Annotated in this window: 21 protein-coding genes; 11 read left to right on the forward strand and 10 right to left on the reverse strand. The window is 66.0% G+C overall.

What is annotated here, in order from left to right:
* The first annotated feature begins 7 nt into the window (after window positions 1-7).
* Window positions 8-253 carry a GlsB/YeaQ/YmgE family stress response membrane protein gene (locus BVH73_RS08915; RefSeq protein WP_079417949.1) on the forward strand — a complete coding sequence of 82 codons (246 nt, stop codon included), beginning with the start codon at window positions 8-10 and terminating at the stop codon, window positions 251-253.
* A gap of 78 nt (window positions 254-331) precedes the next feature.
* Here the strand turns inward: BVH73_RS08915 and tyrS are convergent, their stop codons facing one another.
* Window positions 332-1,567: a tyrosine--tRNA ligase gene (gene tyrS / locus BVH73_RS08920; protein WP_079417950.1), complete on the reverse strand. Its 1,236-nt coding sequence runs from the start codon at window positions 1,565-1,567 to the stop codon at window positions 332-334.
* Between the two features lie 290 nt (window positions 1,568-1,857).
* Here tyrS and BVH73_RS08925 point away from each other — a divergent pair, with 290 nt between their 5' ends.
* Genes BVH73_RS08925 through BVH73_RS08935 form a run of 3 tightly spaced genes read left to right on the forward strand, consistent with a single transcriptional unit; the run spans window position 1,858 to window position 5,783 of the window.
* Window positions 1,858-3,288, forward strand: coding sequence for a M23 family metallopeptidase (locus BVH73_RS08925; RefSeq protein ID WP_079417952.1), 1,431 nt, complete (start codon window positions 1,858-1,860; stop codon window positions 3,286-3,288).
* Window positions 3,281-4,681, forward strand: a complete 1,401-nt coding sequence (locus BVH73_RS08930; protein ID WP_079417953.1) for a M23 family metallopeptidase — start codon at window positions 3,281-3,283, stop codon at window positions 4,679-4,681. The genes BVH73_RS08925 and BVH73_RS08930 overlap by 8 nt, the downstream gene beginning before the upstream one ends.
* A gap of 22 nt (window positions 4,682-4,703) precedes the next feature.
* Window positions 4,704-5,783 (forward strand): anhydro-N-acetylmuramic acid kinase, encoded by a 1,080-nt coding sequence (locus BVH73_RS08935; RefSeq protein ID WP_245800491.1) that lies wholly within the window; start codon window positions 4,704-4,706, stop codon window positions 5,781-5,783.
* Window positions 5,784-5,839: 56 nt separating this feature from the next.
* On the opposite strand, the gene erpA is transcribed toward BVH73_RS08935, so the two are convergent.
* The gene (erpA, locus tag BVH73_RS08940; RefSeq protein WP_079417956.1) at window positions 5,840-6,217 is read right to left on the reverse strand and encodes an iron-sulfur cluster insertion protein ErpA; all 378 of its coding nucleotides are present in this window, start codon (window positions 6,215-6,217) and stop codon (window positions 5,840-5,842) included.
* Between the two features lie 73 nt (window positions 6,218-6,290).
* The gene (gene argC / locus BVH73_RS08945) at window positions 6,291-7,349 is read right to left on the reverse strand and encodes an N-acetyl-gamma-glutamyl-phosphate reductase (RefSeq protein ID WP_079417957.1); all 1,059 of its coding nucleotides are present in this window, start codon (window positions 7,347-7,349) and stop codon (window positions 6,291-6,293) included.
* Between the two features lie 180 nt (window positions 7,350-7,529).
* Between argC and yajC the strand changes: the two genes are divergently transcribed.
* The 3 genes from yajC (at window position 7,530) to secF (ending at window position 10,938) form a co-directional block, all read left to right on the forward strand.
* Window positions 7,530-7,865: a preprotein translocase subunit YajC gene (yajC, locus tag BVH73_RS08950; RefSeq protein WP_079417959.1), complete on the forward strand. Its 336-nt coding sequence runs from the start codon at window positions 7,530-7,532 to the stop codon at window positions 7,863-7,865.
* A gap of 109 nt (window positions 7,866-7,974) precedes the next feature.
* The gene (gene secD, locus BVH73_RS08955; protein ID WP_079417960.1) at window positions 7,975-9,945 is read left to right on the forward strand and encodes a protein translocase subunit SecD; all 1,971 of its coding nucleotides are present in this window, start codon (window positions 7,975-7,977) and stop codon (window positions 9,943-9,945) included.
* Window positions 9,946-9,984: 39 nt separating this feature from the next.
* Window positions 9,985-10,938 carry a protein translocase subunit SecF gene (gene secF / locus BVH73_RS08960; protein WP_079417961.1) on the forward strand — a complete coding sequence of 318 codons (954 nt, stop codon included), beginning with the start codon at window positions 9,985-9,987 and terminating at the stop codon, window positions 10,936-10,938.
* Between the two features lie 61 nt (window positions 10,939-10,999).
* Here the strand turns inward: secF and BVH73_RS08965 are convergent, their stop codons facing one another.
* The 4 genes from BVH73_RS08965 to BVH73_RS08980 all read right to left on the reverse strand — a co-directional run bounded on the left by BVH73_RS08965 (window position 11,000) and on the right by BVH73_RS08980 (window position 14,826).
* Complete coding sequence (locus tag BVH73_RS08965; RefSeq protein WP_079417963.1) at window positions 11,000-11,827, reverse strand: hypothetical protein; 828 nt, start codon at window positions 11,825-11,827, stop codon at window positions 11,000-11,002.
* 83 nt (window positions 11,828-11,910) lie between these two features.
* On the reverse strand, window positions 11,911-12,369 hold the full coding sequence (locus BVH73_RS08970) for a Smg family protein (RefSeq protein WP_079417965.1): 459 nt from the start codon (window positions 12,367-12,369) through the stop codon (window positions 11,911-11,913).
* Between the two features lie 78 nt (window positions 12,370-12,447).
* A complete protein-coding gene (gene dprA / locus BVH73_RS08975; RefSeq protein WP_079417966.1) occupies window positions 12,448-13,587 on the reverse strand; it encodes a DNA-processing protein DprA in 1,140 nt (379 codons plus the stop codon).
* A 30-nt stretch (window positions 13,588-13,617) separates the two neighbouring features.
* On the reverse strand, window positions 13,618-14,826 hold the full coding sequence (locus BVH73_RS08980) for a LysM peptidoglycan-binding domain-containing protein (RefSeq protein ID WP_245800304.1): 1,209 nt from the start codon (window positions 14,824-14,826) through the stop codon (window positions 13,618-13,620).
* A 294-nt stretch (window positions 14,827-15,120) separates the two neighbouring features.
* Here BVH73_RS08980 and def point away from each other — a divergent pair, with 294 nt between their 5' ends.
* The 3 genes from def (at window position 15,121) to htpX (ending at window position 17,580) form a co-directional block, all read left to right on the forward strand.
* The gene (gene def, locus BVH73_RS08985) at window positions 15,121-15,627 is read left to right on the forward strand and encodes a peptide deformylase (protein ID WP_218919027.1); all 507 of its coding nucleotides are present in this window, start codon (window positions 15,121-15,123) and stop codon (window positions 15,625-15,627) included.
* Between the two features lie 35 nt (window positions 15,628-15,662).
* Window positions 15,663-16,622 carry a methionyl-tRNA formyltransferase gene (fmt, locus tag BVH73_RS08990; RefSeq protein ID WP_079420482.1) on the forward strand — a complete coding sequence of 320 codons (960 nt, stop codon included), beginning with the start codon at window positions 15,663-15,665 and terminating at the stop codon, window positions 16,620-16,622.
* 88 nt (window positions 16,623-16,710) lie between these two features.
* The gene (htpX, locus tag BVH73_RS08995; RefSeq protein ID WP_079417969.1) at window positions 16,711-17,580 is read left to right on the forward strand and encodes a zinc metalloprotease HtpX; all 870 of its coding nucleotides are present in this window, start codon (window positions 16,711-16,713) and stop codon (window positions 17,578-17,580) included.
* Window positions 17,581-17,649: 69 nt separating this feature from the next.
* On the opposite strand, the gene BVH73_RS09000 is transcribed toward htpX, so the two are convergent.
* Both BVH73_RS09000 and purB read right to left on the reverse strand, forming a co-directional pair.
* Complete coding sequence (locus BVH73_RS09000; protein ID WP_079417970.1) at window positions 17,650-18,012, reverse strand: phage holin family protein; 363 nt, start codon at window positions 18,010-18,012, stop codon at window positions 17,650-17,652.
* 17 nt (window positions 18,013-18,029) lie between these two features.
* Window positions 18,030-19,433: an adenylosuccinate lyase gene (gene purB, locus BVH73_RS09005; RefSeq protein ID WP_079417971.1), complete on the reverse strand. Its 1,404-nt coding sequence runs from the start codon at window positions 19,431-19,433 to the stop codon at window positions 18,030-18,032.
* 127 nt (window positions 19,434-19,560) lie between these two features.
* Here purB and BVH73_RS09010 point away from each other — a divergent pair, with 127 nt between their 5' ends.
* A complete protein-coding gene (locus BVH73_RS09010) occupies window positions 19,561-20,181 on the forward strand; it encodes a glutathione S-transferase N-terminal domain-containing protein (RefSeq protein WP_079417972.1) in 621 nt (206 codons plus the stop codon).
* Here BVH73_RS09010 and BVH73_RS09015 read toward each other — a convergent pair whose 3' ends face one another.
* On the reverse strand, window positions 20,182-20,694 hold the full coding sequence (locus BVH73_RS09015) for a CinA family protein (RefSeq protein WP_079417974.1): 513 nt from the start codon (window positions 20,692-20,694) through the stop codon (window positions 20,182-20,184). It abuts the gene before it with no gap.
* Window positions 20,695-20,696 lie beyond the last annotated feature (2 nt).

The raw sequence follows: 20,696 nt of genomic DNA on the forward strand, positions 1-20,696 counted from the left end.
GCGCGAGATGGGACTCATCGGATTTCTGATCATCGGCCTGATCGCCGGTTGGCTGGCGGGCAAGATCATGCGCGGCGGCGGCTTCGGCCTGCTGGGCGATATGGTCGTGGGGGTGGTGGGCGCCTTCATCGGCGGCTTCGTGTTCAACGCGCTGGGGCTGTTTCCCGGCGCGGGCATTCTGCCCAGCCTGATCGTGGCTACGATCGGCGCCATCATCCTGCTGTTCCTGATCCGGCTGGTGAAAAGAGCCTGACAACTTTTGCAGGTTCGGCGACGAAAAACGTCAGCCAGCGCCGTGCATTGACGCGCGGCGCCGGGGCTTGCGCCGCGTTCAGCCCAGCGTCACCCGGGCGAACTTGCGTTTGCCCACCTGCAGCACCACGGTGCCCGCAGCCAGCTTGAGGGCGCGGTCTTCGGCCACCGTGCCGTCGATGCGCACGCCGCGCTGTTCGATCATGCGCACGCCTTCGGCGGTGGAGGGCACCAGCCCGGCCTGCTTGAGCGCCTGCGGCAGGGCTAGCCCGCCTTCGGGCAGCGCGAGCCGCACTTCGGGAATGTCGTCGGGAATGCCGCCGCTGGCGCGCAGGGCGAAGTCAGCCTCGGCCGCGTCGGCCGCTGCGGCCGAGTGGAAGCGGGTGACGATTTCGCGCGCCAGCATCACCTTGGCGTCTTTCGGGTTGCGGCCACCCTCGATTTGCGCCTTCAACTCGGCGATTTCGCTCATCGGGCGAAACGACAGCAGCTCGAAGTAGCGCCACATCAGAGTGTCGCTGATGGAGAGCAGCTTGGCGAACATGGTCGCCGGTGCTTCCTGGATGCCGATGTAATTGCCCTTGGACTTGGACATTTTTTCCACGCCGTCCAGCCCTTCGAGCAGCGGCATGGTGAGAATGCACTGCGGCTCCTGGCCGTATTCGCGCTGCAGCTCGCGCCCGACCAGCAGGTTGAATTTCTGATCGGTGCCGCCGAGTTCGAGGTCGCTCTTGAGCGCCACCGAGTCGTAGCCCTGCATCAGCGGGTAGAGCAGCTCGTGCATGGCGATGGGCACGCCTTCCTTGAAGCGCTTGGTGAAATCGTCGCGCTCCAGCAGCCGGGCCAGGGTGTATTTGGCGGCCAGGCGGATCATGCCGTCGGCGCCCAGCGGCTCGCTCCATTCGGAGTTGTAGCGAATCTCGGTCTTCTGCGGATCGAGCACCAGACTGGCCTGGGCGTAATAGGTTTGCGCGTTGGTCTTGATCTGCTCGATCGTCAGCGGCGGGCGGGTGGCGTTGCGCCCGGACGGGTCGCCGATGCGCGAGGTGAAGTCGCCAATCAGAAAAATCACCGTATGGCCCAGATCTTGCAACTGTCGAAGCTTGTTGAGCACCACCGTGTGGCCGATATGAATGTCGGGGGCGGTGGGGTCGAGGCCGAGTTTGATGCGCAGGGGCTGGCCGGTTCGGGCGCTGCGGGTCAGTTTGGTGATCCAGTCGGCCTCCACCAGCAATTCGGCGCAGCCGCGCTTGGTGATGTCGAGTGCCTGGCGCACGCCGTCCGGCAGGTCTGCGGGGGAGTTTGAGTCCATCATGGGGGTAATCAAAAAGAGGGCGAAACGGGCTGCTAGACTCGCGCCTTTATCCGTGCTGCACCCGGCTTCAACAAAGGGTGCAGTGTATTCGGTGCCACAGCGTGATTGTTGGAGCCCGGCGCGCAGCCGAGAGGGTTCCAGCCGCGCCCAGGGTGTGCTCGAAGGTGCCTGGTTCGCCTCGCAGCCCGTAGTCGGTGGCACCACCACGGTGTCGGAAGTTGGTCTTCCGGCGCCACTTTCCATTGTCGGGATCGGCGTTCGCGCTCTGGCCTGAGGTGTGAGGAGTGGGAATGTCTTTGGTCGAATTCAGACAAGCCGCGGCGCAGGGCGCGCAGGCTTGGGGCCGTGATCTGACGGTCTGGTTGCATCAACATCACAAGCGGGTGCTGGCGGGCGTGGGGGGCGGTTTGCTGCTGACCAGTGCCGCCGCCTTCGCGCTGGCTTACGAAGGGCCGCAGGCGCACCCGCCGGCCCCGACCTGGGTCACCGTGGCGGTGGCGAGCACCGCGCCACAGCAGGCCGACCAGCTCTCCAACGCCGATCAGGTGGTCTACACCACCGCGCATGTGCGGGCGAGCGATACGGTCGAATCGTTGCTGCGCCGTCTGCAGGTGACCGATCCTCAGCAGTTGCGCCAGCTCAGCGCCCAGGCCGATCTGCGGTCGCTGGTGACCGGCGATCCTGGCCGCGTGGTGAGCGCCCAGGTGAGCAATCTGGGCGAGCTTCAGGCCCTGCAGGGCCGTCTGCCCGGCCTCAAGCCAGTGGCCGAGGGGCCGAAGGACGCGCGCCAGTGGCGCGAGCTCAGCGTGAAGGCCACGCCACAGGGCTGGGACGTGCAGACGGAGTCGCGCACTGTGCAGGCGGCCTTGCGCGTGGCCAGCGGCACGGTGAAATCCACCTTTTTCGCCGCAGCCGACGAGGCCGGGATGCCGCACAGCGTCGCCTCGCAGCTGATTGACGTGTTCGACACCCAGATCAATTTCCGCCGCAATCTGCGTCCGGGCGACCGCTTCAACGTGGTGTATCGGGTGTACCAGGCACAGGGCCAGACGCTGGCCGACGGCCGCCTGGTGTCGGCGGAGTTCGTCAATCAGGGCCACGATTACAAGGCCGTCTGGTTCGATGCCAAGGGCGACGCCAAGGCTTCGGGCTATTACGCACCGAACGGCGATAGTCTGAGCCGGGCCTTCCTGCTGTCGCCGCTGCCCTACGACCGCATCACCTCGGGCTGGGGCTGGCGCGAAAACCCGGTGATGCACTTCCATGAGTTCCACAAAGGCATCGACCTGGCCATTCCCGTGGGCACGCCGGTCAAGACCATCGCCGATGGCCGCGTGGTGTACGCCGGCTGGGGCACGGGCTACGGCAAGTACGTCAAGGTCGAGCATCCCGGCGGCTTTGCCACGATTTATTCGCACCTGAGCGCGTTCAAGGTGCATGTGGGCGAGCAGGTCAAGCAGGGCGAGGTGGTGGCGCTGTCGGGCAATACCGGCTGGTCCACCGGGCCGCACCTGTACTTCCAGTTCTTCGTGCACGGTACGCCGGTCAATCCGCTCGACCTGGCGCATTACGCGCCCAAGGGCACGCCGGTGCCGACAGGGCTGCGGTCGGAATTTCTGGCGCAGACGGCCGCGCCGCGCCGCCTGCTCGCGGTGATCGACGGCAACAGCCCGGTGGTGGACGCTGCCGCTGCCGCCCCCAAGGACGCGCGGCATGGTTAAGCCGTTTCCGGGTCAGCGCGCGGTGCGTTGGGTGTCGCACCAGGCGCTGAGCACAGCGAGCGCGCTGCGCGCGCATCCCCGGCGTCTCGCGGCGGGCGTGGGCGGGGCGCTGCTGCTGAGCAGCGCCGGAGCCTATGCGCTGGTCGAGGCACAGCCGCCTTTGCCGCCTCGCTCGACGATCGCCACCGCACTCGACAATGGGGTGCGGAGCCAGAGCGACGCCCTTGCCGCAGCCGACATGGCCTACGCCTCCAGCACCTCGGTGCGACGCCAGGACACGGTGCAGCAGTTGCTGCGGCGCCTGGGGGTGACCGATCCTGCCGCCATCACCCAGCTCGGCCAGGAGCCGCGCTTTCGGGCCCTGGTCGCGGCTGGCGCCGGGCCGGAGCCTGTGCGCGCCCAGGTGAATGCCCAGGGCGAACTGTTGCAGCTGGCCGCTGTCTTGCCCCTGCCCAGCGGGACGAATCCGTATGACACTCCGACGTGGCGCGAGCTGCAGGTGCGTCCGGGGCCCGCCGGGGCGCTCGAGGTTTCGACGAGCGAGCGACGGCTCGAAACCCGTACGCGCCTCGCCAGTGTCCCGGTGCGCGGGGCCTTGACCACGGCGCTGGGCCAGGCGGGTGTGCCCGCGGCCGTCGGGGCGCAATTGGTCAAGGTGTTCGCCCCGCAGCTGGATCTGCGTCGCAGTCTGCGCAGGGGCGACCAGGTGGCGTTGGTCTACGACATGCAGGTGCTCGACGGCCGTGAGTTGCGGCCGGGGCGGCTGCTGGCGGCGGAAATCCGCAGCCGCGGCGTGGTGCGCCAGGCGGTGTGGTTCGCAGCGCGGGGTGATGCCCAGGGCGGCTATTACACCCCGGCGGGTCAGGGTCTGGAAAAAACCTGGGCCGCTTCGCCGCTGCCTGGCGCCAAGATCACCTCGCCCTTCGGCATGCGGCGGCATCCGCTGAAGGGCTCCCGCGAAATGCACGAAGGCGTGGACTTTGCCGCGCCCATCGGCACGCCGGTTCCCAGCGTGGCCGAGGGCCGGGTGAAGTTCGCCGGCACGCAAACGGGCTACGGTCAGGTCATCAAGATCGGCCATCCCGGCGGTTTCGAGACGGTGTATGCCCACCTGAGCAGCATCGCCGTCAAACCGGGGCAGAGCGTCAGCGAAGGCCAGCGCATCGGCAAGACCGGCAATTCCGGCCTGTCGACCGGACCGCATCTGCATTTCGAGTTTCACGCGGCCGGGCGTCTGGTCGATCCGGTGCGCATGGCGAGCTATGTGCCCCAGGGCAAGCCCTTGCCCCTCGGCGAGAAGGCGGCCTTTTTTGCCGCCACGGCGGTGATGCGCACCCAGCTCGCGCAGGCGGCGGGCGGCGACGACGCCGTTCGGTTGGCGCGTGTCGACTGAGCAGACCCTGTTCATTGGCTTGATGTCGGGCACCTCGCTCGACGGCGTGGACGGCGTGGTGCTGGCGTCCTCGCCTGACACGCGTCCCACGGTGCGGGCCCATGCGGCCCGCGCCTTTCCCGCCGCATTGCGGGCCGCGTTTCTCGCCCTGAACGCAGCGGGCGAAGACGAACTGCATCGTGGTGCGATGGCCTCCAGGCAACTGGCCGAGCTCTACGCTGATGTGGTTGCCGGCCTGTTGCGTGAACTCGGCCTGAAAGCCTCAGCGGTGCGCGCGGTCGGTGCGCACGGGCAGACGGTACGCCATCGTCCCGACTTCGGCTACACCGTGCAGCTCAACGCCCCTGCGCTCCTGGCCGAGCGTTGCGGCATCACCGTGGTGGCCGATTTTCGCAGCCGCGATGTGGCGGCCGGCGGACAGGGCGCGCCGCTGGTGCCCGCCTTTCATCGCGCCGTGTTCGCCGTGCCTGGGGCCGATGTGGCCGTACTCAATCTCGGCGGGTTTGCCAATCTCAGCCTGCTGTTTGCCAATGGCCGCACCCTCGGCTTCGACACCGGTCCCGGCAACGCCTTGCTCGACCATTGGGCGCAGCGCCACATCGGACAGGCTTACGACGCCGGGGGCCAATGGGCCGCCGCAGGGGCGGTGCAGACCGATCTGCTCGCGTGCCTGCTCGCCGATCCCTACTTCTCCCGCGCCGCGCCCAAGAGCACCGGACGCGATGACTTCCATCCGGCGTGGCTTGATCGCCAGTTGTCGTCGCACGGCGGGCGCCTCGCGCCCCGGGACGTGCAAGCGACCCTGGCCGCGCTCACCGCGCAAAGCGTGGCCGAGGCGTTGTGGCGTGCCATGCCCGGCGTCTCGGCTTTGATCGTATGCGGCGGCGGTGCGCGCAACACCGACCTGCTCCGCCGTCTGCAACAGGCGCTGCCCAGCGTCTCGGTCGGGCTCAGCGATGACCGCGGCATTCCCGCCGAGCAGGTCGAAGCCGCAGCCTTCGCCTGGCTGGCGCAGCAGACGCTATTGGGCCTTCCCGGCAACCTGCCCGCCGTCACCGGCGCGACAGGGCCAAGAGTGCTCGGCGCGATCTACCCTGCCTGAGCACGGGCGAAAAAAAACCGCACGGCATCGTGCGGTTTGATGGCGCGTCGGCCGCGTCAGGTCGAGAACGACGAACCACAACCGCAGGTCGTGGTGGCGTTCGGGTTCTTGATGACGAACTGGGCGCCTTCGAGGCCGTCCTTGTAGTCGATCTCGGCACCGGTGAGGTATTGCAGGCTCATGGCGTCGATCAGGAGCGTGACGCCGTTCTTCACCATCTGGGTGTCGTCTTCGTTCACCGCTTCGTCGAAAGTGAAGCCGTACTGAAAGCCTGAGCAGCCGCCGCCCTGCACGAACACGCGCAGTTTCAGATCGGTGTTGCCCTCCTCGTCGATCAGCTCCTTGACCTTGGCCGCCGCGCTGTCGGTGAACAGCAGGGGCGCGGGAGGGGCGGCCATGTCGGCGGTGGGGGCGGTAGCAAGCTGGGCGCTCATGGGGGGACTCCTTGAAGTTGTGCCCATTTTAGGGCCGTGCAAGACCTTACGTCAGATAGCGGATTTGCGGGGCTCAGGGCAGGACGGCCAGTCCGTCGAGTCCCATGGCTTCGGGCAGGCCGAACATGACATTCATGTTCTGCACCGCCTGGCCCGAGGCGCCCTTGGTGAGGTTGTCCTGCACGACCAGGATCATGGCGGTGTCCGGCCGCGGCTTGTGTACGGCGAGCCGCAGGGTGTTGGCGCCTCGCACCGAACGGGTTTCGGGGGCACTTGCGGCGGGCAGCACATCGACGAAGGGCTCCTGGGCATAAAAGTCTTCGTAAAGGTTCTGCAGGTCGAGGGCCTGTCCCGCTGGCGTGAGCCGGGCGTGGAGCGTGGCGTGCATGCCTCGGATCATGGGGGTGAGGTGGGGCACGAACAGGCAGTCGACCGCGTCGCTGCCGGGGGCGGCTCCGGCAATGCGGCGCAGTTGTTCGTTGATCTCCGGGCCGTGCCGATGACCCTTGACGCCGTAAGCCTTGAAATTGTCGGAGGCTTCGCTGAACAGCAGGCCGATCTCTGCCTTGCGGCCCGCCCCCGAAACCCCCGAGGCGCAGTTGGCCATGAGGTGGCTGGCATCGACCAGGCCTGGCGTGCGCAGCAGCGGCGCGAAGCCCAATTGCACCGTGGTGGGATAGCAGCCCGGGTTGGCCACGATGCGCGCCTTGGCGATGGCTTGGCGGTGCAGTTCGGGCAGGCCGTAAACGGCTTCTTTCAGCAGGTCCGGGCAGGCGTGATCCATGCCGTACCACTGGGTGAACTCGGCCAGACTCTGCAGCCGGAAGTCGGCCGCCAGATCGATGAGGCGCACCCCGGCGTCGAGCAGACGCCGCGCCTGGGCCATCGCGACACCGTGCGGGGTGGCGAAGAACACGATGTCGCAGGTGTGCAGAGGAGCGTCCTCCGGCGTGGAAAAGGCCAGATCGACCTGGCCGCGCAAGCTGGGGAACATCTCGGACACGGCCGTGCCGGCCTCTTTGCGGGAGGTGATGGCGGCGATGTCGGCCTGAGGGTGGCGCGCCAGCAGACGCAGCAGCTCAACGCCGGTGTAGCCAGTGCCTCCAACAATGCCGATGCGCAGACGTTTCATGGTGCGATGCCTTCTATGAAAGCGGACATCTTATGGGCTTTGCGCGACACGGGCGTGGCCCCGCGCGTGAGGGATTCGGGGAAAATGCGGGCACCCGCCCCCAGCTTTGCGACAATAGGCGGTTGACCGACCCTGGCCGTCTGCCAGGATGCCGATGATTTCCACCGTTTTGAAACCCCCATGAACTTCATTTCTGTCGCCCACGCCCAAGCTGCAGCCCCTGCGCCCAGCGCCGGTTCCACGTTGATGAGCCTGTTGCCCATCATCGTGATGTTCGTCATCCTGTACTTCGTCATGCTGCGTCCGCAGATGAAGAAGCAGAAGGAACTGCGCGCCATGCTCGCCGCCCTCGCCAAGGGGGACGAAGTCGTCACCTCAGGCGGTGTCGTAGGCAAGATCACCAAGGTCAGCGAAACCTACATCGGCCTGGAGATCGCGGCGAATGTCGAGTTGCAGGTGCAACGCAGCGCCGTGACCATGGTGCTGCCCAAGGGCACGATCAAGAGCGGCGTCTGATCGCCAATTTTCGGTCCGCAGACATGCGGCCCCGCCGCGCGAGCCAAGAGCTTGCGCGGTCTCATTGTTTGAACCCGCGTGGATGTGCGGGTGAATCGAGGTTGTCGTCATGAATCGCTATCCCTGGTGGAAATACCTCATCATGGTCGTCGTCCTGGTGGTGGGCGCGGTGTACGCGCTGCCCAATCTGTATGGCGAATCGCCATCCGTGCAGATCTCCAGCACCAACGGCGGCAAGGTGGACAACGCCTTGCTGGTCAAGGGCGAGCAGATTCTCGACGCTGCGGGCCTGAAGCCCGACTCAGCCGATTTCAACGGTGCCACGGCGAACTACCGCTTCAGCAATACCAATGTGCAGCTCAAGGCGCGCGATGTGCTGGCCAAGGCGCTCAATCCCGATGCCGACAACCCGCAGTTTGTGGTCGCGGTCAACCTGCTGTCGCGCTCGCCCGCCTGGCTGACGGCGCTCAACGCCAACCCGATGTATCTCGGCCTGGATCTGCGCGGCGGCGTGCACTTTCTGCTGCAGGTCGACATGCAGGCGGCAGTGCAGAAAAAGCTCGATTCGATCGCCGGCGAGCTGCGCAGCAGCCTGCGCGACAAGGACGCTCGCTACACCAAGCTGGAGCGCGTGGGAGACACGGTCCAGGGCGTGTTCGTCGACGCCCGTGCGCTGGGTGCCGCCAAGGAACTCATCGCCCGGCAGCATCCTGACCTGCAACTGTCGGCCCAGGCTCCTGCGGGGCCCAACAGCTTCAGCGCCAGTCTGACGCCTGCCGCGGTGACGCAGGAAGAAGACTACGCCCTCAAGCAGAACATCCAGACGCTGCACAACCGCATCAACGAACTCGGCGTGGCCGAGCCCATCATTCAGCAGCAGGGCCGCGACCGCGTGGTGGTCGAGTTGCCGGGCATTCAGGACGTGGCTCGCGCCAAGGACATCCTCGGCCGTACCGCCAGTCTCGAAGTGCGCATGGTGGACGACAGCGCCGCCGGCCAGGCCGCCGTGCTCGGCCAGGGCCCGCTGCCCGCGGGAGATCAGATTTTCCCCGACCGCGACGGCGGCAAACTGGCGGTCAAGCGCGACGTGCTGCTGACCGGTGACAACCTCACCGACGCCCAGCCTGGCTTCGACCAGCAGACCAACGAGCCGGCCGTGTTCCTCACCCTCGACTCCAAGGGCGCGCGCATCTTCCAGCAGGTGACGCGCGACAACGTCGGCAAGCGCACCGCCATGATTCTGTTCGACCGCGGCCGTGGCGAGATCATCACCGCGCCAGTGATCCGCAGCGAGATCGCCGGGGGGCGGGTGCAGATTTCCGGCCACATGACCGTGCAGGAAGCCAACGACACCGCGCTGCTGCTGCGCGCTGGGGCCCTGGCTGCACCGATGACCATCATCGAGGAGCGCACCGTCGGCCCCAGCCTGGGTCAGCAGAACATCAGCCAGGGCTTCCATTCGGTGACCTGGGGCTTCGTGGCCATCGTCATCTTCATGTCGATCTACTACATGTTCTTCGGCGTGGTGTCCTCCATCGCGCTGGCCGTCAACCTGTTGCTGCTGGTGGCGGTGCTCTCCATGCTGCAGGCCACGCTCACCCTCCCCGGCATCGCGGCCATGGCCCTGGCGCTGGGCATGGCCATCGACTCCAACGTGCTGATCAACGAGCGCGTGCGCGAAGAACTGCGCAATGGCGCCAGCCCGCAGAACGCCATCTTCCACGGCTACGAGCGCGCGTGGGCCACGATTTTCGATTCCAACGTCACCACCTTGATTGCCGGTGTGGCGCTGCTCATCTTCGGCTCCGGCGCCGTGCGCGGGTTCGCCGTGGTGCACGTGCTCGGCATTCTCACGTCGATGTTCTCGGCCGTGTTCTTCTCGCGCGGGCTGATCAACCTCTGGTACGGCCGCAAGCGCCGTCTACACAGCATCTCCATCGGCCAGATCTGGAAGCCGGAAGCGGCCGCCGCCACGGCAGGCGCGCTGTCGTCCGAGGCGGCGGCCGGGGCCGTCAAATCGGGCAAATCGCTGGATGCGCCGACGCCTCGCACCACCAAACCGCGCCGCAAGGTGCATTGATCCGGCGACGGCTTCCTTCCCTTTCTTCAAGGCCAGACCATGGAATTTTTCAGAATCAAGCGCGACATTCCGTTCATGCGGTCGGCGCTGACCTTCAACATCATCTCGGTTCTGCTGTTCGCCGCCGCGGTGTTCTTCCTTTTCACCCGCGGGCTCAATCTGTCGATCGAATTCACCGGTGGCACGGTCATGGAAGTCGGCTACAGCCAGGGCGCCAATATCGACGGCATCCGCTCCACCCTCAACAAGCTCGGCTATGCCGATGCCCAGGTGCAGGCCTACGGCAACGCCAACGACGTGGTCATCCGCCTGCCGCTGCACAAGGGCGAGACCAGCGCCGAGCAGAGCACCAAGGTCATGGCGGGGCTGCTGGCCGCCGACCCGCAGGCGCAGCAGCGGCGCACGGAGTTCGTCGGGCCGCAGGTCGGGTCTGAGCTGGCCACCGATGGACTCAAGGCGTTGGCCCTGGTGATCTTCGGTATCGTCGCCTATCTGGCCGTGCGTTTCGAGTGGAAGTTCTCGGTGGCGGCCATTCTCGCCAACCTGCACGATGTCATCATCGTGCTCGGTTTCTTTGCCCTGTTCCAGTGGGAATTCTCTCTGCCGGTGCTGGCGGCCGTGCTCGCGGTGCTGGGCTATTCGGTGAACGAATCCGTGGTGATCTTCGACCGGGTGCGCGAAAACTTCCGCCGCTACCGCAAGTACAGTACCGTGCAGGTGATCGACAGCGCCATCACCAACACCATCAGCCGCACCGTCATCACCCACGGCTCCACGCTGGCCATGGCGTTCTCCATGTTCTTCTTCGGCGGCCCGGCGCTGCATTACTTCGCGCTGGCGCTGATCATCGGTATTTCGATGAGCATTTACAGCTCGGTATTCGTCGCGGCGGCCCTGGCCATGTGGTTCGGCGTGAAGCGCGAAGACCTGATCAAGCCGGGCGGCAACAAGCCCAGTAACAGCAACGATCCGAATGCGGGCGCGGTGGTCTGAGGCGCAACCAAGCCACAAAAAAGCCAGCGTGAGCTGGCTTTTTTGTGGGCGGAGCAGAATCTCAGTTGAAGTTGAAGGTCTGGCTCGTGCCGTTGGCGGTGCTGTAGGCCGAAGAGTAGTCGGCCGACACCGTGGCAAGGTTGGTCCAGTTCAGGAAATGGGCCCCGTAGGGATCGTCCGTGTTGCTGCCATTGGGCGTCATGGTCGCCAAATACTGCTCCACTCCCATCAGCGCCTTGTCGTAGGCGTCGCCACTCGCGGGAACTGCTGTCGCCAGCGCGAGACTGCCAAGGCCGAACTGTCCTGCGATGTTCTGCAGCGAGGCAGAGTAGTTCGCGAGAGTCAGGCCGCTGCTTGGTGTGAGGCGGGCAACGGCCACGGTGGTGAGCGGCGTGATATTGGCGGTGACGGTGTTGCCACCACCCACATTGACCATGGCCTGCAGGCTGGCATTGGTCGCAAGCGCCGCGTTGGCATCGCTGGCAGCCAGATTCAGTGCTGTCGAGGTCAGACTGTTGAGCGCCGGCGACGCACTCTTGTAAGTGTAGGTGCCTCCCACGACTTGCAGCAGGACCGGGCCATAGAAACTGGTGAGGTCCATACTGAAGCTGCCATCCGAACCCGACGGAACGCAACTGAGCAGGGTGCCGGTATTGGTGTAGGGGAGCACGGTCGTGATCAGTGGATTGCCCTGTCCGTTGACGACGGCATACGCACACACGTTGAGCGTGCCATTGCCGTTGACCGGGCTGTTGGCGCCCATGAGCACCTGCCCGACGACAGTCGAACCGGAATAGTTGGTGTTCGTCGAGCCGCCGCCACAGCCAGCGAGGACCAGGCTGCCGAGCAGGGCGGTGCCCAGGCTGATGCGGAGTCGGGAGAGTTGCATCGGAATTCTTTCAGGGATTGAGAAAATCGAGTTGTGGCAGATGGCGAGGCGGGTTGGGCTGGAGCCGACCTGCAGAAGTCTGTTCAGTGCACCACGCGGTCGTCGGCTTCGACGAAAAGCTCGTCGAGGATGAGCGCGTCGGGCTCTTCGTCGAGGCGCCAGAAAATCATCAGCACGATGGTTTTGAGGTGCTCCAGCGGGAGCGGCTGCATGCCCGTGGCCAGCGCTCGCTCGATGGTGAGCTCGCGCAGATGCGGCTTGAGCACGCCGGCGCTTTCAAGAAAATTGAGGTAGCCGATGGCTTCAATCCCCAGGCAATCGAGCTCCTGCTGGGCGTACAGACGGATGGCGTGAGGGCTCTGCGCCTGCTGCGTCTTCAGACCGCCGACGGCGCTGTCGAGGCCGCGAAGCCAGTCCAGGGCTTCATGGATTTCGTCGTTCTCGAACCCGGCGGCACTGAGTTTGCGCGTGAGCTGACCGAACTCGGGGCAGGCTTCCGGGTGCCAGTAGGACTCGTAGAGATACATGAGGATGTCGAACATGAGCCCATTCTATGCACGGCGCAATGACGGATTGTTTCTCGGACTTTCGGCTTCCGATGGCCGACGCAGCGACGGAACTCAGCCGCGCGCGATGCGCTGGAAACGGCCGCCGGGCAGGCGCGCGACACGGCCTTGCAGCTCAAGGTCGAGCAGACGCGCGGCAAGCCGGTCGGAAGGCCAGCCGGTGCGGGCCGACAGATCGTCGAAATCGCGGATCTCAAAGCCGAGGGCGTGCAGGATGTCGCACTCGGGCGGATCGTCCGCTGCGGGCGATGCGTCTTTCGCCGCGCTCGTCTCGGCGGGCCGCGCGGCCCGTGGGGCGTCCCAGCCAAATTCCTCAAGCACGTCTTGGGCGGTTTCGACGAGCTTGGCACCCTCGCGGATCAGACGGTGGCAACCGTGCGCCAAAGGGTTGTGAATCGAGCCGGGCATGGCGAAGACTTCGCGGCCCTGCTCGCCTGCCAGGCGGGCAGTGATGAGGGAGCCGGAGTGCGTGGCGGCTTCCACCACCAGCACCCCGCGCGACAGACCGCTGATGAGCCGGTTGCGGCGCGGAAAATTGCCCTTCGACGGCGAGGTGCCCAGGGCAAATTCGGACAGCAGCAGCCCGTGATGCGCCACGAGATGCGCCAGCTCTTTGTGGCGCGGCGGATAGACGCGGTCACAGCCGGTGCCGAGGACGGCGATGGTCGAGCCAGTCTGTTCGCCTGTCGCGGCCAGCGCGCCGCGATGCGCGGCGGCGTCGATGCCCAGGGCGAAGCCCGACACGATGGTGACTCCGGCTTCGCTGAACGCCAGGGCGAAAGCATGGGCGTCGCGTTCGCCCTGCGCGGTGGGGGTGCGGGCACCGACCATCGCCAGTCGCCGCGGGGCATCGAGCAGTGCGGCGTTGCCCAGGGCGTAGAGCAAGGGAGGTGGATCGGCGGTGTCGAGCAGGCTCTGCGGATAGGCAGGGTCGTCCAGGGTGAGGCAAGTTTGCCCAGGCTGGGCGGCCCAGTGCAGGGTGCGCTCGATCAGGTCGCGTGTCGGGCCGTCGGGCTCGCTCAGCAGTGCCGCCGCCACCGTGCTGCTCACCACCCGGGTGAGCGCAGCGTGGGGGGCCTGGAAAACCTGTTGCGGCGGGCCGAATGCGGACAGCAGTTGGCGCGCGGTGAGCGCGCCGACGCCCGGCGTCTGCATGAGCTGCACCCAGTCGGCGAGGTCTTCAGGCGCTGTCATGCCAGGCCGTGCCGAAGACCGTGGTGGCGATCAGGGCTGGGTGAAGCGGTCGGCGACTTCAACCGGTTCGTCGGCCGACAGAATGAGCGCGTAGGCCACGTGCTTGAAGGTGCGGAACACCATCATGACGCCGACGCGACGGTCGGGCAGCTCGATCTCGGGCTTGCCGGGGGTCGTGGTGTCTTTGACCATGCGGCTGTTGTGCCACAGCGCCAGCACGTCACCGCGCTCCAGGCCGTCGGCTGCGCCGCGGTTGAGCGCGACCACGCTGTTCTTGGCCGCCATGCTCAGATCGCCGTAGATGGAGACGATGTCGCCGCTGATCGGCTTGGCCGGGGCATGCGGGGTGTAATTCATGTATTCGCGCGGCGGCGCGATGACCAGGCGGTCACCCACGCCGACTTCGCGCTCGATGCCATCGACCCGGAACACCGACACCGCATCCGGCCCCGACGGCGCCTCTGCAAGGCTGGTGGTGCCAAGGTACTCGGCCTGGTAGGCGATGACCTTCTTGGTGGCCGGATCGACCAGCGGCTTGGCGGGCCGGTAAATCTGATAGCGCGTGGCCTTGCTCACATCGCCGCGCACATAGACCTGCGTGCCCGGCGAGGCCATGGTGTGCCCCTTGGGCAGCGCCACGATGCGCGGCGAGGCTTCCAGGGTGTCGGGCTCGACGATGAGGGGCTGGGTGAGGAAGGGTGCGATGAGTTCCGGCGAGATGGTGGGAATGCCTTCGGGAGGCAGCAGGCTCGATTCCACCTGCGGGTTGAGCTTCACCGTAGGCATGCCCTGATCGCCACTGCCCATACTGAGGCGGGCGCGTCCGTTGGAGATGTCGAGATAGAGCGTCTGGCCCGGAAAAATCCAGTGCGGATTACGGATCTGCTGCAGATTCATGCCCCACAGCTTGGGCCAGTTCCAGGGTTTGCGCAGATACATGCCGGCAATCGCCCAAAGGGTGTCGCCACGCTTGACGGTATAGGAAGAGGGAGCATTGGCGGCCAGCTCGCTGACCGGGACGCCGGTCTGGGCGGTCAGCTCGGCCTGCGCGCGCTGTGTCGGCGCGACGGGATAGTTGGGCAGGCCGTGCAGCGAGGGCGCGGGTGTGGCGGGGTCGGCCGCGTAGGCCGCCCACGGCGCGGAGCCCGCCAGCAACAAGACGGCCGCCAGTGCGTGGTGTCGCAAGCCGCGGTGTGAAACCCGGTTGAACAACGGGTGGTGGAAAGCCGGTTTCAGCATGGCGCAAGTCCCCAGATCAAAACGACGACCACATCCTGCGCGGTGTGGTTTATTGTGAATCTGCCCCCCGTGGAAATTTGCGATTCCAGGGCCCATATCTCAAGATTGTTGAGCACATTGTGCACGCAACACCTTGATGCGGCAATCAAATCACGGCGCGGGCGCCGTTTGGGAGGGTTCGCAGTTGCAAGAATGTTGCGAGCCCTGTGCCACGTGGCGGTGCGGTCGGAATGAGCCGCCCTGTTTTGGCAATGGGAAAGGCCCATTTCATCGGAAATAACTAAAATCGAATCCATGGACACTTTGACCATTCTTCAATATCCCGATCCGCGTCTCTACACCGTGGCCAAACCGGTTGCGGTCGTCGACGACAGGGTGCGGGCGCTGACCTCCGCCATGCTGGAAACCATGTACGCCTCCAACGGCGTCGGGCTGGCCGCCACTCAGGTGGATGTGCATGAGCGCATCATCGTGATGGACACCTCGGAAGAGCGCAACCGCCCGGTCGTGCTGATCAATCCGGAAATCGTCCGGCACAGCGCGGAGGAGAAGGAATGGGAGGAGGGCTGCCTGTCCGTTCCCGGTATCTACGACAAGGTCACGCGGCCGGCCACGGTCCGGGTCCGCGCGCTGGACGCGCAAGGCCAGTCTTTCGAGATGGACGCCGACGGCCTGACCGCGGTCTGCATCCAGCATGAGATGGACCATCTGCTGGGCAAGGTGTTCGTCGATTACCTCTCGGTGCTCAAGCGCAATCGCATCAAGACCAAGATGATCAAGCGTCAGAGGCAGGCCGCTTGATCGAGGCCCTGTCCACGCCCCTGGCCGCGCGACGCCTGCGTGTCGCCTTTGCCGGTACGCCCGAATTTGCCGCGCAGGCGCTGCGCGCCCTTCTGGACGCGGGCTATGCGGTGCCGCTGGTCCTGACCCAGCCCGACCGGCCGGCTGGCCGGGGTATGAAGCTGCAGGCCAGTCCGGTCAAGCTGATTGCCGCCGATGCGCAACTGGCCGTCCTGCAGCCTCAAGGCCTGCGGCTGGACGGGCGGTACGGCGACCAGGCCGCGCAAGCCCACGCGGCGCTGCGCGCCGCCCAGGCGGACGTGCTGGTCGTGGCCGCCTACGGTTTGATTCTGCCCACGTCGGTGCTGACCCTGCCGCGATACGGTTGTCTGAATATTCACGGCTCCCTGCTGCCGCGCTGGCGCGGTGCGGCGCCGATCCAGCGTGCCATCGAGGCGGGGGATGCGCAGACGGGCATCACCCTGATGCAGATGGATGCCGGACTCGACACTGGCGACATGTTGTTGGAGCAGGCGCTTGCGATCGACCCTGCCGACACGGCCGCCACACTGCACGATAAATTGGCCGACCTCGGGGCGGCCCTGGTGGTTCAGGGCCTGGACGCCCTGGAGCGCGGCGACTTGCATCCTCGCCGTCAGCCCGAAGTCGGGGTGACGTATGCCGCAAAGATTGCGAAAGACGAAGCCCGGATGCAGTGGACGCTGTCCGCCGATCAGCTCGCGCGAAAAGTGCGGGCGTTCACGCCCTGGCCGGGGACGCAGTTCCATCTTCCCGACGGGGCCCTGGTCAAGGTTGGCGCGGCCGAGGCCTTGCAGGCGACCTCGCCCGCCGGTCTGCCCGGTCAGGTTCTGCAGTCGAGCGCCGAGGGGCTGGATGTGTGCTGCGGCGAAGGGGTGCTGCGCATCACCCGGCTGCAAAGACCCGGCGGCACCATGCAGCATGCGGCGCAATGGCGGCAGCCCGGGCCCGATCTCACGGGGCTGATGCTGTCTTGAGTCGCACAACTTGACCCCATTGCAGGCTTGAACTTTGGTTTCGCTGCACAATCTAGCGGTGTTGTATCCAAACGTATCGGAGTAAAGCATGTTCAACGTCATGAAAACCGCCATCCTGATGGCTGCGATCACCGCGCTCTTCGTGGTGATCGGCTCGCTGCTGGGTGGCAAGCAGGGCATGATGCTGGCGCTGTTGTTCGCTTTGGGCATGAATTTCTTCAGCTACTGGTTCAGCGACAAGATGGTGCTGAAGATGTACAACGCGCAAGAGGTCGACGCCAGCAGCGCGCCGCAGTTCTATGCGATGGTGCAGGAACTCGCCCAGCGCGCCGGGCTGCCCATGCCGCGGGTCTATCTCATCCAGGAAGACGCGCCCAATGCTTTTGCCACTGGGCGCAATCCGGAGCACGCGGCGGTCGCGGCCACCACGGGCATCCTACGCGTGCTCAGCGCCCGCGAACTGCGCGGCGTGATGGCCCACGAGCTCGCGCATGTGAAGCACCGCGACATTCTGATTTCCACCATTTCGGCCACGATGGCCGGTGCCATTTCGGCGCTGGCCAATTTCGCGATGTTCTTTGGCGGACGCGATTCCGAAGGGCGCCCGGCGAACCCGATCGCCAGCATTGCCGTGGCAATCCTGGCACCCCTGGCCGCGAGCTTGATCCAGATGGCGATCTCCCGCGCCCGCGAATTCGAGGCGGACCGGGGCGGCGCCGAGATTTCGGGTGATCCCGCAGCGCTGGCCGCGGCCTTGCAGAAGATCGAGGCTTACGCGCGCGGCGTGCCGTTTCAGGCCGCCGAGGCGCATCCGGCCACGGCGCAGATGATGATTCTCAACCCTTTGCATGGGGGCGGCATCGCCAAGCTGTTCAGCACGCACCCGGCCACCGAGGAGCGCGTGGCCCGGCTGATGCAGATGGCGCAGACCGGACCAGCGCAGGCCTGGCAAGGCTGAACCGCGGCGTCATCACAAAGCAAAGCCCGGCGGGCCTCTCGGCCCGCCGGGCTTTTTGCTGGAAGCTGATTACCGACGCCTTCCGAACTGCACCCCTTCCAGGGCGCTGTCGATGATGACGCCGGCGATGCTGTACAGAATCGATCCGAGCAGCGCCGCGCCGAAGCTGCGCACTGCAAAGCCCTCGATCACGCCCGATGCGGCGTAGAACATGGCCGCGTTGAGCACAAAGAAAAACAGCCCGAGGGTCAGAATGGTGATCGGCAGAGTGAGGATGAACAGAATGGGCCGGACCAGCGCGTTGAGCAGGCCGATGAAAAACGCGGCCCACATGGCGGCCCCGAAGCCCGAGACCTGCACGCCGCTGTAGAGGTAGGCCACGGCCAGCAGGGCGCAGGCGGATAGAAGCCACTTCAGCAAGAGTTTGAGCATCGCGGGTCTCCCAGGGTTCAGCGGTCTGCGGCCAGACGTTTTGCCAGTTCGACGGCAAGCCCGGTGTAGCTGGTCGGCGTCATGGCGAGCAGGCGCTGGCGGTCGTCCTCGGGCAGATTCAGCCCGGCGATGAAGGCGCGCATCGAGTCTTCGGTGATGGCCTTGCCGCGGGTCAGCTCCTTAAGTTGCTCGTAGGGGTTGGGCAGGCCGTGCCGCCGCATGACGGTCTGTACTGGTTCGGCCAACACTTCCCAGGCGTTGTCGAGATCTTCATCGAGGCGCTGAGGATGGACCAGCAGCTTGTCGAGCCCGCGCAGCAAGGCATCCCAGGCGAGCACGCTGTGACCCAGCGCCACGCCCATATTGCGCAAGACGGTCGAGTCGGTCAGATCGCGCTGGAAACGCGAAATGGGCAGCTTGTCGCTCAGGTGGCGCAGCAGTGCGTTGGCGATGCCCAGATTGCCCTCGGCGTTCTCGAAGTCGATCGGGTTGACCTTGTGCGGCATGGTGGACGAGCCGATCTCTCCCGCCTTGGTCTTCTGCTTGAAATAGCCCCAGGAGATATAGCCCCAGATGTCGCGGCTGAGATCGATGAGCAGGGTGTTCGTGCGGGCCACGGCATCGAACAGCTCGGCCATGGCATCGTGCGGCTCGATCTGGATGGTGTAGGGGTTGAAGCTCAGCCCCAGCGACTCGACCACCTTGCGCGAGAAGGCCTCCCAGTCCACGTCGGGGTAGGCCGCCAGGTGCGCGTTGTAGTTGCCGACCGCGCCATTCATCTTGGCGGTCAGCTCGACCGACTCGATGGCCGCCATGGCGCGCTTCAGGCGATGCGCGACGTTGGCAAACTCCTTGCCCAGTGTGGTGGGGCTGGCCGTCTGGCCGTGGGTGCGCGACAGCATGGGCTGTTCGGCCAGATCGGCGGTGAGGTCGAGCAGCCGCCGCAGCACGCGCTGCAGCAAGGGCATGACGACTTCGCGGCGTGCGCCGGCAAGCATCAGACCGTGCGCGGTGTTGTTGATGTCTTCCGAGGTGCAGGCGAAGTGGAAGAACTCGGCATGGCCCTGAATGTCGGCGCGTTCGGCCGTCTGCGCCTTGAGCCAGTACTCCACGGCCTTGACGTCGTGGTTGGTGGTGCGCTCGATGGCCTTGATTTCGGCGGCCTGGGCGCTGCCGAACCCGGCCACCAGGCGGTTGAGTGCGTCGCGGGCCGATGGCGGCAAGGCGGGAAACTCGGCAAGGCCCAGGTCGGACAGGCCGATGAACCAGGCCACTTCGACCTGGACGCGGCTGCGCATCAATCCGGCCTCGGACAGATGCGCGCGCAGGGCGTCGACCTTGGCGGCATAGCGCCCATCCAGGGGAGAAAGCGCGTCCAGAGTGGACCACGCTGCGGAATGCGGGGAGGGGTTCGTGCTCATGCCGCCATTGTAGAAAGGCGCGCGCCGCCCGAGAGCTCCGGCAGTGCGATACGGGAACCCGGGTGGGGCCGCGTCGTCCCGAGGGGCCGTTGATATACTGAATCGACCTCTTTTCGCTGCACAGAACATGAAACTCATCGGCTCCCTGACCAGTCCTTACGTGCGCAAGGTGCGCATCACACTGGCCGAGAAAAAAATCGACGCCAAATGGGAGGAAGAGAACGTCTGGTCGGAGGCGACCCAGATCGGTCGCTCCAACCCCCTGGGCAAAGTGCCGTGCCTGGTGCTCGACGACGGCGAGGCGATTTTCGACTCGCGGGTCATCGTGGAGTATCTCGATACCCTCACGCCCGTGGGCAAGCTCATTCCAGCAGGTGGGCGCGAACGCGCCGAAGTGCGCACCTGGGAGGCTCTGGCTGACGGCGTGATGGACGCGGCCGCCACCGCGCGACTGGAGCAGACGTGGCCGGGGCGCGCCGAAGCCCAGCGCAGCCCGGCGTGGATCGAGCGGCAGATGGACAAGGTGGAGGCCGGGGTCAAGGCCATGTCGCACGGCCTGGGCGACAAGCCGTTTTGCTGCGGCAACCACTTGTCGCTGGCCGACATCGCCGTCGGCGCCTCGCTGGGCTATGTGGTGTTTCGTTTCCCCGACATGGGCTGGCAGCAGCAGTACCCCAATCTGGCCAAGCTCTACGACAAGCTGATGCAGCGCCCGTCGTTCCGCGACACGGCGCCGCCGCAAGGCTGATCAAAGATTCCGCGCGGCTTCAAGCGCCCACAGCAGGGCGAACCGTGCCGCCTGCAGACGGACCGCGCTGCGATCACCCGCGAACAGGGCGTGGCGTGCTTCCAGGCTCGCCGCAAGCCCCTGTCCCGTGGCGAGGCCGAACCAAACCGTGCCGACCGGTTTTGCCTCACTGCCACCGCTGGGGCCGGCAATGCCGGTGACGGCCACGGCCAGATCGGCGCGGGCGCTCAGGAGCGCGCCGCGGGCCATGGCCCGCGCGACTTCGGGGCTGACCGCGCCGACCTGCTCGAACAAGTCTGCGTCCACCCCGAGCAGATCGGTCTTCGCGGTGTTGGCGTAGGTCACGACGCCGCGCTCGAACCAGGCGCTCGATCCGGCCGCGCTGGTGACTGCGGCGGCGATCAATCCCCCGGTGCAGGATTCGGCCGTGGCCAGATGCAGGCGCCGTCGCTCCAGCGCCGGGCCCAACTCGGCCGCGAGGGTACAGAGGTCTGCGAAGTCCGGGGAAGGCAAGG

The sequence above is a fragment of the Thiomonas intermedia genome (assembly GCF_002028405.1).
Classification (GTDB): Bacteria; Pseudomonadota; Gammaproteobacteria; order Burkholderiales; family Burkholderiaceae_C; genus Thiomonas; species Thiomonas intermedia.

Coding starts and splice junctions, on each gene's coding strand:
- BVH73_RS08915 (WP_079417949.1), top strand. CDS start 8: ATGGGACTCATCGGATTTCTGATCATCGGCCTGATCGCCGGTTGGCTG.
- tyrS (WP_079417950.1), bottom strand. CDS start 1,567: ATGATGGACTCAAACTCCCCCGCAGACCTGCCGGACGGCGTGCGCCAG.
- BVH73_RS08925 (WP_079417952.1), top strand. CDS start 1,858: ATGTCTTTGGTCGAATTCAGACAAGCCGCGGCGCAGGGCGCGCAGGCT.
- BVH73_RS08930 (WP_079417953.1), top strand. CDS start 3,281: ATGGTTAAGCCGTTTCCGGGTCAGCGCGCGGTGCGTTGGGTGTCGCAC.
- BVH73_RS08935 (WP_245800491.1), top strand. CDS start 4,704: ATGTCGGGCACCTCGCTCGACGGCGTGGACGGCGTGGTGCTGGCGTCC.
- erpA (WP_079417956.1), bottom strand. CDS start 6,217: ATGAGCGCCCAGCTTGCTACCGCCCCCACCGCCGACATGGCCGCCCCT.
- argC (WP_079417957.1), bottom strand. CDS start 7,349: ATGAAACGTCTGCGCATCGGCATTGTTGGAGGCACTGGCTACACCGGC.
- yajC (WP_079417959.1), top strand. CDS start 7,530: ATGAACTTCATTTCTGTCGCCCACGCCCAAGCTGCAGCCCCTGCGCCC.
- secD (WP_079417960.1), top strand. CDS start 7,975: ATGAATCGCTATCCCTGGTGGAAATACCTCATCATGGTCGTCGTCCTG.
- secF (WP_079417961.1), top strand. CDS start 9,985: ATGGAATTTTTCAGAATCAAGCGCGACATTCCGTTCATGCGGTCGGCG.
- BVH73_RS08965 (WP_079417963.1), bottom strand. CDS start 11,827: ATGCAACTCTCCCGACTCCGCATCAGCCTGGGCACCGCCCTGCTCGGC.
- BVH73_RS08970 (WP_079417965.1), bottom strand. CDS start 12,369: ATGTTCGACATCCTCATGTATCTCTACGAGTCCTACTGGCACCCGGAA.
- dprA (WP_079417966.1), bottom strand. CDS start 13,587: ATGACAGCGCCTGAAGACCTCGCCGACTGGGTGCAGCTCATGCAGACG.
- BVH73_RS08980 (WP_245800304.1), bottom strand. CDS start 14,826: ATGCTGAAACCGGCTTTCCACCACCCGTTGTTCAACCGGGTTTCACAC.
- def (WP_218919027.1), top strand. CDS start 15,121: ATGGACACTTTGACCATTCTTCAATATCCCGATCCGCGTCTCTACACC.
- htpX (WP_079417969.1), top strand. CDS start 16,711: ATGTTCAACGTCATGAAAACCGCCATCCTGATGGCTGCGATCACCGCG.
- BVH73_RS09000 (WP_079417970.1), bottom strand. CDS start 18,012: ATGCTCAAACTCTTGCTGAAGTGGCTTCTATCCGCCTGCGCCCTGCTG.
- purB (WP_079417971.1), bottom strand. CDS start 19,433: ATGAGCACGAACCCCTCCCCGCATTCCGCAGCGTGGTCCACTCTGGAC.
- BVH73_RS09010 (WP_079417972.1), top strand. CDS start 19,561: ATGAAACTCATCGGCTCCCTGACCAGTCCTTACGTGCGCAAGGTGCGC.